This window comes from Geminocystis sp. GBBB08, assembly GCF_016743215.1.
Lineage (GTDB): Bacteria > Cyanobacteriota > Cyanobacteriia > Cyanobacteriales > Cyanobacteriaceae > Geminocystis.
The window spans coordinates 1-13,980 of record NZ_VRZC01000102.1 but is presented as its reverse complement, the minus strand read 5'-3'; the positions used below and the strand labels follow the sequence as shown (position 1 = coordinate 13,980).

16 protein-coding genes are annotated in these 13,980 nt (G+C 31.7%); 11 read left to right on the top strand and 5 right to left on the bottom strand.

All coding sequences use genetic code 11. The features are described from left to right. Positions 1-277: 277 nt before the first annotated feature. The 3 genes from fabZ to FWJ34_RS12945 all read right to left on the bottom strand — a co-directional run bounded on the left by fabZ (position 278) and on the right by FWJ34_RS12945 (position 3,894). Complete coding sequence (gene fabZ, locus FWJ34_RS12955; protein ID WP_308255742.1) at positions 278-754, bottom strand: 3-hydroxyacyl-ACP dehydratase FabZ; 477 nt, start codon at positions 752-754, stop codon at positions 278-280. A gap of 293 nt (positions 755-1,047) precedes the next feature. Next, positions 1,048-3,252, bottom strand: a complete 2,205-nt coding sequence (dnaK, locus tag FWJ34_RS12950; protein WP_308255741.1) for a molecular chaperone DnaK — start codon at positions 3,250-3,252, stop codon at positions 1,048-1,050. A gap of 237 nt (positions 3,253-3,489) precedes the next feature. After that, complete coding sequence (locus FWJ34_RS12945) at positions 3,490-3,894, bottom strand: hypothetical protein (RefSeq protein WP_308255740.1); 405 nt, start codon at positions 3,892-3,894, stop codon at positions 3,490-3,492. 219 nt (positions 3,895-4,113) lie between these two features. Between FWJ34_RS12945 and FWJ34_RS12940 the strand changes: the two genes are divergently transcribed. Beyond that, positions 4,114-4,890: a DUF6816 family protein gene (locus FWJ34_RS12940; RefSeq protein WP_308255739.1), complete on the top strand. Its 777-nt coding sequence runs from the start codon at positions 4,114-4,116 to the stop codon at positions 4,888-4,890. 71 nt (positions 4,891-4,961) lie between these two features. Here the strand turns inward: FWJ34_RS12940 and FWJ34_RS12935 are convergent, their stop codons facing one another. Then, positions 4,962-5,444 (bottom strand): DUF4079 domain-containing protein, encoded by a 483-nt coding sequence (locus tag FWJ34_RS12935; protein WP_308255738.1) that lies wholly within the window; start codon positions 5,442-5,444, stop codon positions 4,962-4,964. A 228-nt stretch (positions 5,445-5,672) separates the two neighbouring features. Here FWJ34_RS12935 and ndhC point away from each other — a divergent pair, with 228 nt between their 5' ends. The 7 genes from ndhC to FWJ34_RS12900 all read left to right on the top strand — a co-directional run bounded on the left by ndhC (position 5,673) and on the right by FWJ34_RS12900 (position 10,908). Continuing rightward, positions 5,673-6,035 (top strand): photosynthetic/respiratory NAD(P)H-quinone oxidoreductase subunit C, encoded by a 363-nt coding sequence (gene ndhC, locus FWJ34_RS12930; RefSeq protein WP_308255737.1) that lies wholly within the window; start codon positions 5,673-5,675, stop codon positions 6,033-6,035. Positions 6,036-6,131: 96 nt separating this feature from the next. Next, positions 6,132-6,872: a photosynthetic/respiratory NAD(P)H-quinone oxidoreductase subunit K gene (ndhK, locus tag FWJ34_RS12925; protein ID WP_308255736.1), complete on the top strand. Its 741-nt coding sequence runs from the start codon at positions 6,132-6,134 to the stop codon at positions 6,870-6,872. A 2-nt stretch (positions 6,873-6,874) separates the two neighbouring features. Then, positions 6,875-7,402, top strand: a complete 528-nt coding sequence (locus tag FWJ34_RS12920; RefSeq protein WP_308255735.1) for an NAD(P)H-quinone oxidoreductase subunit J — start codon at positions 6,875-6,877, stop codon at positions 7,400-7,402. Between the two features lie 57 nt (positions 7,403-7,459). Further along, a complete protein-coding gene (locus FWJ34_RS12915) occupies positions 7,460-7,738 on the top strand; it encodes a YciI family protein (protein ID WP_308255734.1) in 279 nt (92 codons plus the stop codon). Between the two features lie 129 nt (positions 7,739-7,867). Then, on the top strand, positions 7,868-8,701 hold the full coding sequence (locus FWJ34_RS12910) for a hypothetical protein (RefSeq protein ID WP_308255733.1): 834 nt from the start codon (positions 7,868-7,870) through the stop codon (positions 8,699-8,701). 409 nt (positions 8,702-9,110) lie between these two features. Continuing rightward, complete coding sequence (locus tag FWJ34_RS12905; RefSeq protein WP_308255732.1) at positions 9,111-10,265, top strand: restriction endonuclease; 1,155 nt, start codon at positions 9,111-9,113, stop codon at positions 10,263-10,265. A 43-nt stretch (positions 10,266-10,308) separates the two neighbouring features. Continuing rightward, on the top strand, positions 10,309-10,908 hold the full coding sequence (locus FWJ34_RS12900) for a hypothetical protein (RefSeq protein WP_308255731.1): 600 nt from the start codon (positions 10,309-10,311) through the stop codon (positions 10,906-10,908). A 16-nt stretch (positions 10,909-10,924) separates the two neighbouring features. Here the strand turns inward: FWJ34_RS12900 and FWJ34_RS12895 are convergent, their stop codons facing one another. Then, positions 10,925-11,602, bottom strand: a complete 678-nt coding sequence (locus FWJ34_RS12895; RefSeq protein WP_308255730.1) for a hypothetical protein — start codon at positions 11,600-11,602, stop codon at positions 10,925-10,927. Positions 11,603-11,692: 90 nt separating this feature from the next. On the opposite strand from FWJ34_RS12895, the gene FWJ34_RS12890 reads away from it, so the two are divergent. The 3 genes from FWJ34_RS12890 to FWJ34_RS12880 form a co-directional block, all read left to right on the top strand. Further along, positions 11,693-11,818 (top strand): hypothetical protein, encoded by a 126-nt coding sequence (locus FWJ34_RS12890; RefSeq protein ID WP_308255729.1) that lies wholly within the window; start codon positions 11,693-11,695, stop codon positions 11,816-11,818. Positions 11,819-12,401: 583 nt separating this feature from the next. Beyond that, positions 12,402-13,508 (top strand): reverse transcriptase domain-containing protein, encoded by a 1,107-nt coding sequence (locus FWJ34_RS12885; protein WP_308255728.1) that lies wholly within the window; start codon positions 12,402-12,404, stop codon positions 13,506-13,508. A 37-nt stretch (positions 13,509-13,545) separates the two neighbouring features. Continuing rightward, a partial coding sequence (locus FWJ34_RS12880; protein ID WP_308255727.1) for a hypothetical protein occupies positions 13,546-13,980 on the top strand: 435 nt, incomplete at its 3' end.

Sequence of the window (13,980 nt, the reverse complement as noted above, 5' to 3'; positions counted from 1 at the left end):
GATGTAAGAATTTGGTCAAAAATTTTGAAAGAACATTATTTAATTCCACACAAAAGATGAAATTATGTTTTATCCGACTAATGTTGAAAAGACTAGCAGTTTCCTAAGATACCAAATGGGTTCTATAGAGGCAATGTAAAGGTTAGGGGTTTAAACTCCCCTTGTTACCTATTCTTACCCATTGTTATCATAGCTTTGAGAAAAATAAAGGGCATCGATTAATTTTAGTCACTCACTTATTTTAAATATACAATTTATCTCATTAAGACCATAAAAATTAATCAAAAAGAGAAAATAACATTTCGGCTTCTACAGTTAATTGCCCGTCAACGAAACCTTGCCCTTGCATTTTAGCAATACGATTACGCTTAAAAGAAAGTAACTCTACTGTCATAATTAACTGATCACCGGGGATAACAGGGCGACGAAAACGAGCTTTATCTATTCCTGCATAGGCAAAAAATTTACCTTTCATACCCGGTAATAAAGTTAAAATAACTCCTCCGACTTGTGCCATTGCTTCTAATTGTAAAACTCCGGGCATGATTGGTTTACCCGGAATATGTCCTTGAAAAAAAGGTTCGTTAATGGTAACGTTTTTGATACCAGTAATTTTTTTCGCTTCAGTGTAATCAATTATGCGATCGACTAAAGCAAAAGGATAACGATGGGGTAATAATTCTTGAATTTCTGTGACAGAGAAGGTTGTCGGCGTATTTTCTAAATCTTGTGCTTTTTCTGCTATTTGTTCCATTGATAATGATTTCCTGAAGACGCTTGTCAATGAGCCTTAATTAGAATATCACGAACCAGTAAAATAACTTTAGCTTAAGGGAAAAATTCTCCCTCAACTATTTGAAGTCTTAAATTATTTCAACAAAAATATTGTCAAAAAAAGTATTAGTAGCATTGCCCATAATTTCTACAGTGATTTACTGGTTTAAAAAGTCCTGTGATAAAGTATTGTAAATAACTTCCCTATTAACTACTATTCACTATTACTTTGTAGAAGTTGAACAATATTAAACCCCTACCTACTATTAACTATTAAAACCAGTCATCATCGTCTTCCCAACCATTTTCATAAGGAATATCCCGTTTCTTGCCCACACTGTAACGCTTCTTGTCACGAGGAGAATTGCGATCGCCTTCAGGAGAATAATCTTCATAACGGCTAGAAGATTGAGAACGAGACGAAGTTGGTTGCGAACCTCTAGGATTTCTAGATGTAGATAAACCACTGCTACCATAACCATAATTATTGTTATTATCATAATCCCTAATGTCTCGACTGTCTCGACTAGGAGAAACCCTAGCACCGTATAAAGTGGTATCGGGATTGCGATAAACAGCACCCCTATCTCTAGGGTTATAATCGTCTTCATCGCCTACAAAAGTACGTTTAATCGACTCAAAGAATCCTTCTTCTTGATCATTATATTGTAGTCTGACTTCTCGATTAAGTTCATAAAGAACATCTTGCAAATCAGCTTGACTTCTGTCTAAACGGCGATCATCATTTTTTTGTAAACTGTCGAGAATTTCACTACAAAGATTTTCCACATCTCGGCGATAAGGATTAGTAAATTGACTACCAAAATCGAGGGTAACTTCCCTTAAACGACGTTGTGCTTGATCAGTCAAAGCCTTTGCTGCATTACGTTTTTCAACTCTATCTCGTCTTTCCCTATCTTCCCTAGCAAATTCTTGGGCTTCAGTCATCATGCGATCAATTTCCGATTGTGATAAAGTAGAAGCACCTTGTACAATAATTCGTTGTTCTCTCCCCGTAGTTTTATCCCTAGCAATAACTTGCAAAATACCGTTAGCATCAATATCAAAAGATACTTGAATTTGTGGTACACCCCTAGGAGCTGGAGGAATACCTGTTAACTTAAAACGCCCTAGAGACTTATTATCTTCTGCCATTTCTCGTTCTCCTTGAACTACATGAATTTCAACAGAAGTTTGATTATTTTCGGAAGTAGAAAAAACATCTGATCGTCTTACAGGTATTGTAGTATTTCTCGGTAAAAGTTTTTTTGTAACACCGCCAATAGTTTCGACACCGATAGATAAAGGGGTCACATCAAGAAGTAAAATATCTTTAACCTCCCCAGATAAAATTCCAGCTTGAATTGCCGCTCCTACGGCTACAACCTCATCAGGGTTAACATTTTGATTAGGCTCAATATCGATAAAACTACGAACCAACTCTTGTACCATCGGAATCCGAGTTGAACCACCAACTAATACAACCTCATCTATCTGCACGGGGCTTAAACCTGCATCTTTCAAAGCCCGTTGAATGGGGCGGCGTAACCGAGAGACTAAATCTCCTGATAACTCTTCAAATTTAGCACGACTGATACTTGTTTCAATATGTTTAGGCCCATCTTCAGTGGCTGTAATAAAAGGTAAATTAATTTCAGTATTACTAACACCGGATAACTCAATTTTGGCTTTTTCGGCTGCTTCCGTTAACCTTTGTAATGATTGTCTATCTCGTCTTAAATCTACTCCTTCTGTTTCCAAAAATGCTTCAGCGAGATAATCGACAATGCGCTTATCAAAATCATTGCCTCCTAATTGAGTATCACCGCTAGTGGCTTTAACTTCTAAAACACCGTCACCAACTTCGAGGATAGAAACATCAAAAGTGCCTCCTCCCAAATCAAAAACCAAAATTTTCTCACTGCGTTTTTTTTCTAAACCATAGGCTAAAGAGGCTGCCGTAGGCTCATTTACAACTCTTAACCCTTCTAAACCTGCTATTTTCCCAGCATTTTGTGTGGCTTGACGTTGAGCATCATTGAAGTATGCTGGTACAGTAATTACAGCTCCCGTAACTTCTTCCCCTAAATATCTCTCAGCTTCTTCGGCTAATTTGCGTAAAATCATTGCGGAAATTTCTTCAGAAGCAAATTCTTTTTTCAGACGAGGGCAACGAATTTTAATATTATCAACTTCATCCCTACGAATAGTATAAGGCACACGCTTTGATTCTTCATTCAACTCTGAATATTGTCGCCCCATGAAACGCTTAATACCATAATAAGTATTTTGAGGATTTAAAACCCCTTGTCGCCGTGCCATTTGCCCGATAACCAATTCACCATCTTTATTAAAACCTACCACAGAGGGAGTGGTGCGACTGCCTTCGGAGTTGGGAATAACAAGAGGTTTTCCCCCTTCCATAACTGCTACCACTGAGTTAGTTGTGCCTAAATCTATACCAACGACTCTACCCATTATTGCTAATTTCTCCAGTTTTTCTCGTTATTTGCCCTCAAGGTTATTTTTCATTTTACTATAATACTTACCTATTTTTTGATTAAAATTTACTAAAACTGCGGGTTTTTTGCCTAATGTATTATGTTAAAACCCTTTATTTTATAGCTTTCTGATTGCCAATAGCAAACCATAATTATAAAAATTGCGAGATAAATCCCTTACCACGAGGTTATTTTAAAATTTTGTCCCGAAAATCTATTCTAAATTTTGAACTTTTTTTTCGATTTCTTCAAAAGTCTGTAATAGTAATCTTTGAGCTTGAAGTTTCCATCCTGTTTGTTGAATTTTTATCGCAATTGGTAAAGCAATAGCTGGGGCTAAAAAATCTAAATATTGTTGAGAAGAAATACCTAATAATAAACCTAAACCTGCTATACCCCAAAAAGGTAAAGCAAAAGTTTGACGCTCTTTTTCTAGTTTTTTTGCCCAAAATCCTTGAGGCATTTTTGCTAATAATTCTTCCTTTAATTTTTCTTGTTCTTTTAAGGTTAAAGCAATTCCAATTTTTTGTCGTAATTTTTCAATTTTTCTAGCGTCAGTGCTATATTGTGTTAGTTCATCTTCTGCCATTAAAATTAAATTATTTAGTGTTAGTGCCATATAATAATAGTTGATTTTAAAATAATAGTTAATTTATCTAATTTATCAGCTCAAGTGTTTAGTTAAATTTATTGAAGGTTGTTTATTCGATCTTAATTAATTTCAGAGAGAGTTTTAGTAGTAATGCCATCTTTAATTTATTCTCATAGTCATCGTCTTTAAAATTTAAGATTTAATGATAAACATTTTACAAATTTTTTTTAAATTAATAATTATTTTATGTTTAAAAACATCCTTTTCATTATAACCGTATTTGCTACTTTTTTATTAAATGTTTTTCCTGTGAATAGTGAAACTTTAGATCAAAGAATAACACAATACCCCCATTGGAATCATCAGCTTTCTTTACCAACTCCCACCAAAGAATTAATTTTTCCCTCATGGTTTGAAGGTAGGTGGAATGTCACTAGCACTTTAAAAGAACAAATTGCACCATTATCACCTAAATTTAAAACTCCTGGTTTTGATATTAATACAGAATATATTGATAAAGATATTGATTTTCAAGTCCAATTTATTCCTACTATTATCACTCCCAAAAATAATAATTTTATTCCGACTATTATTAATCAAAAGGAGGTTATTATTCCTGATCGATATTTTAATGGATTCTCGATCGCCAAAGCATATTTAGGAGATGAAAATGTAGAAAATGTTTTGATTAATAAGCACAATTCAACAGAACAAATAACTAAATTTAGAGGAGACAATCAGTTAGTTTCTACAGTAATAGGGAGACAACAAGAAACAGTTTCAGAACAAGATTTTATTAGTAGTGAAATAACTAGACAATTTTTTCGTCGTCCTAATAGTATTTACTTGAATCTAGTGGAAACTACTACTAAATATCATCTAGTCAATGAAAATTATATTCAAGGAAAACAAGTTACTGCTATTTATTTATCACCAAAAGATCCTGATTATTTTTTAGCCTTGAATAAACCCGTTGCTCTTTATTATTACAATCTAAATTTACATAAAATTATAAATTATTAATGTTAGTTTTGATCAAAAATACCTCTAAAAAATTAATTCAATTCCTAATGGCTAATTACTAATCATGGTTTTTATATTGATAAACCTAATTTTAAGCCAAGAATGGCATGAACAACCATAATAAATAAAGCAATACTACCAATATAGGCGTGCATAGTGCGTAAACCTTCTTTCTCTCCTCCGAATCCTGTCACCGAAATTAAGCCATTTAAACCTAATAAACCGATAACTGTTGAACCCGTCCAAAAATGATAACTTTCAAATATTGGTTGACCTTGCATAATTAACGATAACACACCGCCACTATATCCTAAAGTAATAAATAAGAATAAAAATGGAGCTAATTTGCGATGATCTAATTTATTGCTTTGTTTAACTTCTTTATCTTCAGAAATGCGACTACGCCAACCAGTGATACCGACAAAACTACCCATAGCAAAAATAACAATACTCATGAAAAAGGGATGCCCCCAATGAACAATTGGTTCAGGTGTATTAAATCCTGAAAATATATCCGCAACGGGTTGCAAAATTTCTCTGATGGTTTCTTTCATAAATCTTAACTATTTTTAATAAAACTTAATGCCATGATTTAGTAATAGTATAGCAACCCGATTAACTCAATGAAAAAAGTTGTTATTTTTGGAGTTGAGTGTGCTATCATGATTACGCCAATATAAATAACCCAAAGCCGATAAAATCAAAAGAGCTTAAACCTAATCAGTATTGTGTAGGGTTATATTTATCTAAACTAATGTATCAAAGGAGTATCACATTAAACAATGTTTGTTTTAACTGGTTATGAATATTTTTTAGGTTTTTTGATTATTAGCAGTTCCGTACCTATTTTAGCTTTAACTGCTTCTAAATTATTACGTCCGAAAACTGGTGGGCCCGAAAGACATACTACTTATGAATCAGGAATGGAACCTTTTGGCGGTGCATGGATTCAATTTAATATCCGTTATTATATGTTTGCACTTGTCTTCGTCATTTTTGATGTAGAAACAGTATTCCTTTATCCTTGGGCAATCGCTTTTAATACTTTAGGTTTATTCGCTTTCATCGAAGCCTTGATTTTTATTTCTATTCTCGTCCTCGCTTTAGTTTATGCTTGGCGTAAAGGTGCTTTAGAATGGTCTTAATTAGTAATGAATAAATCCTTCCTTTTGACTTTAACCTTTTTATTTTGCTTATTTGTCAATAAAATAGAAACAACGCTATCTTCGTAAAATAGATTTATGAATATTTCCACTCCCGATTTAACAACTTTAGAAAAAAACGCTAAGGAAAAAATCCTGAATCCCATCGCCAGAAGTCAGGTAACGCAAGATTTATCGGAAAATATTATTCTCACCACCGTTGATGATTTACATAATTGGGCGAGGCTTTCTAGTTTATGGCCTTTACTTTATGGTACAGCTTGTTGTTTCATCGAATTTGCTGCTTTAATTGGCTCTAGGTTTGATTTTGATCGATTTGGGTTAGTCCCCCGTAATAGTCCCCGTCAAGCTGATTTACTCATCACTGCTGGAACTATTACCATGAAGATGGCACCAGCTTTAATTCGTTTATATGAACAAATGCCCGAACCTAAATATGTAATTGCTATGGGTGCTTGTACCATTACTGGAGGAATGTTTAGCAGTGATTCTACTACCGCTGTGCGTGGTGTTGATAAATTAATTCCTGTAGATGTTTATATTCCGGGTTGTCCTCCTCGTCCTGAAGCGATTTTCGATGCTATTATTAAGTTAAGAAAAAAAGTCGCTAATGAGTCGATACAAGAACGGGGTAAAATTCAAAGTCAAACCCATAGGTATTATTCAACAACCCATAACTTAAAAGTAGTTGAGCCGATCTTAACAGGTAAATATATGCGTAGCGAAAATAGAAATAATCCCCCCGCAGAATTAGCTGCCGCTATGGGATTACCCGTGTCTCCTGCCTTAGAAACCACTACGGCAAAACAGGAGGTATAATTATGACGGAAACAAATAACACTCCTGAAAATATTGAAACTACTTCTATTGTTCAAGCTGGAGTTACTTCTCAATGGTTAACCGAAAATGGTTTTGATCATCAATCTCTGGAAAAGGATCATTCAGGGGTAGAATTAATTAAAGTTGAACCTGAATATTTAATTCCCATTGCTATTGCTTTATCTGCTTACGGATTTAACTATCTTCAATGTCAAGGTGCTTATGATTTAGGGGCCGGAAAAGAGTTAGTAAGTTTTTATCATCTTATTAAAGTAGCTGATAATGTTACTGATCCTCAAGAAGTGAGAATAAAAGTATATCTTAATCGAGAAGATCCTAGAGTACCTTCTTTATACTGGATTTGGAAAGCCGTTGATTGGCAAGAGCGGGAAAGTTACGAAATGTATGGTATCATCTATGAAGGACATCCTAACCTTAAACGTCTGTTAATGCCTGAAGATTGGGTAGGTTGGCCTTTACGAAAAGACTATATTTCTCCTGATTTCTACGAACTCCAAGACGCATATTAAAAATGAGGAATGAGGAATGAGGAATGAGGAATAATTATTAACTATTCATTATTCTCTATGGCTTGGTTTGTTAAAATTGAAAAAGGTATTGTTTCTAAAGATGATTTTGATCCATATGTTGAGGATCATATCGCCTATGTTAAACAATTAATTATCGATGGTCATGAAGCAAAAACAGGATATTGGGCAGAATTAGGTGGAGGAATGATGATTTTCAAAGCTAATTCTAGGGATGAAGCTGAGTTGATTGTTAGAAATGATCCTCTTGTGAAGAATAATTGTGTAGAATATGAGTTACATCAATGGCAAATTGTTGTGGAATATGTTTCTAGTTAAAATTTTTATACTGTTACATAACTCACCTAAATCACATTTTCCTCATTCGCATTGAATGATAGATAATCTCGTAAATGTCGGGATATGATAAATATAACCGTTGAAAACTAACAGTAAAAACAATTAATTATGACCAATCCTAACTCAGAGGATAAAATCATTTTTCAGCAACTTATTCAACCTTGGCAGTTATCAGAATATTCTTTAACTTCATTAATTGGACAATATACAGCAGTAAGAGATAAATCAGCACAAATTCTGGAAAGTATTAACAATCAAATTAAGGAAAAATTATTAACAATTAAAGTGTGTTGTAATGATGAAAATGAATGCCAAACTTTACCTAAATTAATCAAAAAACGTGCTTATTATATAGCGGTTTATTTAACTAACTCTACAGACATGGCATTAGTTAATCATTACGATGAAGAAATTTGCGACGCATTATCTAAATTAAATATTCAAAATCCTGACCAACTTTACTACTATTTAGCTGAGATAGACTACCAACAACATCTATATAATTATTATCAAAAAAGCAGTAATATATTATTATATGTTGGGGCTTGGAATAGTCGCAAAAATATCAAAATAGGAGAATATTTAATTGAAGCCTTACAACTTGATAAAAATAAAATTTCTCCCGAAAAATTGTTAGATTTATTAGAAGATTCTCTCGATGAAATCGTTAAGGAATTTAGGGAGAATGGTTTAGAAGTTTCCTTAATAGAATCTGATCAAGAAAATACTAATCTTGATGACAATAATATGGATACTCAAGCTAATATGGAAAACAATGAATTGTCGTTGTTTGCCGAAGAGCCGAAACCAGATTATTATTACAAAAATGATGATTACAATGATTATGGCTACGGTAGTAATTCAGATCCTTTTGATGACGTAGATTGGGGAGATCCTGATAGTTTTAATGATGAGGCATGGGATCAATTTCGTGATGATTAACAGAACTCCAAGAATAATGTTATATGTACAATTCGCTTTGTGAGGTATTATTTAATGATTGACTATTCAAAAATACAGCAAGATTCTTTTCTAAAACTTAAGACAAATAACGATCTCTATCTAGTTGTACGCAATAATCCTTTTAGAGAAGAATTGACTGTTGAATGTTACTATCCAATACAAAATCAAAAAGACTCAAGACCATTGAAATATCAAGACTGTAGAAGCTGTTATGGCAATGGTTATATGATTCTATAAATAATACAATTTTGTGATAGTTTAACTATTTTTTCTGAGCAAATTGCTTTTTTTGGTTGCTTCTTTCTTCTCCTCCACAATCAAATTATAGTATTCTAGTTTTATGACCTATGTTCTTTAGTCTATTCATTTGTTATAGTTAAAACTTGATATGCCAAATACTTCCATTCAAAAAATTCTTTTTGGTTGCCCTGGTACAGGAAAAAGTTATCGAATTTCTAATGATGATGATGGTGGTATTGTAAAAACAGTCTTAGGTATTGATAAAAATATCCATCCCGAAAATTTAATTAAAACAGTTTTTCATCCAGAATATACCTATGGTGATTTTATGGGGAAATTAATGCCTCAAACAAAATCCGATGGGAGTGTTTATTATCAATTTTATGAAGGTCATTTTTTAAAAGCACTAGCACAAGCATACAAAAATATAATAAGTCAAAAAGATGACGAGCTGATACAAAATGTTGCTCTAGTAATAGATGAAATTAATAGAGGTAATTCTTCTGCAATTTTTGGTACAGTATTTCAACTTTTAGATCGGCGTATAGATGGTTGGTCAAGTTATGGAATAGATATTTCAAATTTAGAATTTAGAAAATTAGTAGAATTAATAGGTTTTAAACTAGAGGAGAAATCTGAAGATCGTTATACGTACGGAAAAGTGAAAAGAGGACAATTTCTTGATGAATATCCTGATATTTTCTCTAAAATAAGAATTCAAGTTCAGGAAAGCACTTGTGTTGGAAGTTCAATTCGTATTCCTCCAAATTTATCTATTTTTGGGACAATGAATACTTCGGATAATTCTATTTATTTTATGGATAATGCCTTTAAAAGACGATGGGAATGGGAATATGTAGATTGGGAGAACGATCATAATAATGATATTCGAGATGTTTTTTTACAAGGATATGGAGAAAATGGAAATCATGATATTTGGGAAAAAATTGATATGATATTGCAAGATTACTTGGATGAAAAAAGTGGAAATATTGTATGGATCTGTTTAGTTGAGGCTTTTAATTTATTCATTAAGGATAATTACAATTCTGTAAGAGGTGGCAAAATAGAAGATATGCAAATTGGTTATCGTTTCATAAATACAACTATTGTTACAGAAGATCAAATCAAAAATAAGCTCATGTTTTTCGTTTGGGATAGTGTCTTTAATCGTGATAAAACTCCATTGAGGAAACTGCTTGATTTAGACTCAAATAAACTGGTTACATTTGGCGATTTTATACAATATCATCATGAATTTGTTTTTAATTTAATAACTAAATATCTTCCCGATTATTATTAATTATTTATTTGATTACTTTATGTGGGATTTCTCTAAATTAAACTTGAAAATTAGTTCTGATTTTGTAGGTATTAAACTTGAGAAAAATATTTATAGTTTTTATTTACCTAAAGGATTTGACGATTTTATTGAACAATATCAAAACTTAGATGATTTAGAAAATATAAATATTATTAGTGTACTTAATAATAACTTTACAAGTAAATACGTACCTTTTATTTCCTTTCAAGATAATGAACAAAAACAAAAAGGTAATTATTATATTTTAAGGACTGTAGAAAATTGTTTTAGAACTATTCAAGTCAAAATCCCTAACTTAATTTCATCTTATTTAGATTATTCAAAACTAATTACAGACTTAGATTTTAATGACTACAAAAATATTAATATAAGTTATTTCTATGATAAATTTTTTTTTGATTTGGGAGATAGAGATGAAAATAATAAATTAATAATTCCAATAAAATGGACAGTAACTTTTGATATTAATTATACTCCTATTAAAGTCCCTGAATTAATCATTCCTAATTCGGGTAATTTATGCCGTCACTTTGGAACTATTGATGTTGGTGGAACTCCTATTCTTTATTATATTTATTTCACTATGCAAGAAATACTTAATACGATTCGAGATAATGAGTAATGGATGTCAATCACAGTTATTTATTAAATTTTTTAAAGTTTTTATAACTTAAGTTTTCCAAAATACTATCTATATCTCTATAAACTCTTTTAACTTGATTTTCTTCAATAAAGCTATTATCATAATCATTCCAATCTCCATTTTTTATACTATTTATTTCATCATATATATTTTTTATAGAAATAGCTTTTTCATCAATTACTGTATAAATTATATCTTTATATTTCTCATATATATTTTGTTCCCAATAACCCTGATTTAATTTTTCACACCACCATTTTGTACCTTGAATGTTGTAACTTGGATCAAAATGACATATTCCTAGCAATAAGCTAATTTTTTGTTTATTGTTAAGTATTTCACAGAACAAATTGTTTTTTATCTCCTTCTTCTGTTCTTTTAAATCTTTTATATAAAAGTATCTTCCTAATAAAAAGGTGAATAGTGGTAATAATTTGCTTAAAAAATCGAAGATATTGTGATTATACTCATTATTTTTTATACATTCAGATACAAAATAAGTAACGATGAAAGGTAAAAAGAGTAACATGACAGAAGGTAAAACTATACCTTTATCATCTATTGTGTTCAATTTTGATATTGAAGATTGTAACCATTCAAGTTTATAAACTAGCCAAAACAAACAAATAACGAATGTAATTATAAATAAACCATAAATTAGTGTAGTTTCCATCAAATTAATTATATGTTTTAATCTATTTTTTTGTCCTTTTGATTTCTATAAAAATGTTAACCTAAAAATTAAATTAACCTTTTAACAAAAATGGTACGGGCAACACAACATCGCTATATTGTTTCTGATTCATCAATTCTTAACGGTGAACCAATTATTGAAGGTACTCGTACCCTGTTAGGGCGATCGCGCAGCGCCACCTTTGGTGATCGTTGAAACATGGCGGGAATTGCACCCGAAGAAATCCCTCAAGGAATGCCTCATTTAACACGCTTGTTAAGTATTTTCCTCCCTTGCTTATAGAGAGTGAATTTACAGAAGAAATTAACAACTATATTGAATTAAACCGCATTCCTGATCACTTGATAGATCCCCTAAAAACCTAGTGAATTAATGGAAGTTCAGGATGCTTGGGAATTAACAGAAAGTTTTATCAATTTTGTTTGATTGAATGGTTCTCTCTATATTGTCTATAAAATGACAAACTCTGGGATGATTTCCAATTTCCTCATTAGCATCAAATCATTGGTTTTCTTTTTAGGGTAAGATAAACTAATAGTATGACCTGAAAAAAGGTTAAAACTAAATAAATCACTTGTAGGGTAAGATATTGATTTCCATTGTAGATCCTGCGATGGTGTATTTCAAGGTTAGCTTTACGATCAATCACTTTACTAAATTATAAAATAGTTAAGTGATAGTTCATTATATATGAGTAAGGTAGAATACAACCTGCAAGTGATTTTTATTTTAGTTTTCTTTTTTGTCACAAGTTTTTATTGTTAATTTAAGAGTAATAATGACGGCAAATCTACCTCAATGGCAACTTATTTTTCCTCATCTGCAAAACCAAAATCCGTTATTACTCCAAGATTCTCCCGAAGAATTAAGACAAAAATTCTATGAATTAAAAACTCCTTTAGATGTTGCTAAACTCTTAAATATTCCTCATAAAAGATTAGTTTATCATCTTTATTTAGTTGACTCCCAGAGACGTTATAAAACTTTTACTATTCCGAAAAAATCAGGGGGTGAAAGACAAATATCAACCCCGATTACTGCCTTAAAAATTATTCAACAAAAACTTAATCAGGTTTTACAGGCAGTTTATCAGGTTAAGCCTTCAGTGCATGGTTTTGTGCAAGATAAGAACATTGTTACTAATGCCAAAGCCCATGTAAAAAAACGTTATATTTTAAATTTAGACTTAGAAGATTTTTTCCCCTCTGTTAATTTTGGGCGAGTTAGGGGTATGTTTATGGGGATTCCTTATCATTTACCCCCTGACGTGGCTACGGTGTTAGCTCAAATTTGTTGTCATAATAATCAATTACCTCAAGGTGCACCTACTTCTCCCATCGTTACTAATATGATTTGTGGAAAGATGGATAGTCAATTACAGCGTCTGGCAAAGGATTGTAAGGCTACTTATACTCGTTACGCTGATGATATAACTTTCTCTACTACCATCAAGGATTTTCCTGCGGATTTGGCTTATATTGTTAATGAGGATGAAGGGAAAAAAGTTGTGTTGGGCGATCTCCTCTTGAGTATCATTAGAGAGAATGGGTTTAGTGTGAATAAAAAGAAAACTCGCTTACAAACTATGGGTAATCATCAAGAGGTAACGGGTTTAACCACTAATCAATTTCCCAATGTGGATAGACGTTATGTGCGTCAAGTAAGGGCGATGCTTCATGCTTGGGCTAAATTTGGTTTAGAATCTGCACAGAAGGAGTTTGAAGAAAAGTATCATCATAAGGCTAGATTTTCGGGGAAAGAAACCCCTCGTTTTCAGGATGTGTTAAAGGGTAAAATAGAATTTATTGGTATGGTTAAGGGTAAGGACGATCAAATTTATCAAAAATATCGTAATCAATATTATCAACTATTGAATGTTAATTAATAATTAAATATTTGATTATTAAAAAAATCTGATGATAATGGAAAATGTAGAAAATAAAATTAAACAATTACAAATAAATTTGGAACTGTGTCGTAAAAGTTTTGAGAAAAAATTGAATGAGACTCTAACAAATTTATCGAATGAATTTGAATATCAAACAGGTAATTTTAATAATCAATTAGAAGAATTAAAAAAAGAATTAGACAAACTAAAACAAGAACCAAAACAATCTAATTATACTTTATCCTTAAATAAACCTAAATATTCTTCTAACTCAACAAAAGAATTAACCCAAAAACAAAATAAAAATATTCCCGAAAATTACTTTATTGACTTTTCTTTAATCATCAATAATCAATATATAAAAACTCACTATTCATATTGGCTAAAAAATTTAGAGCATTATAATAAAAATATGGCTGAGTATAGAAATAATAATGATATTATTGCTTTTTGTCAAGAAGTCCGCAAC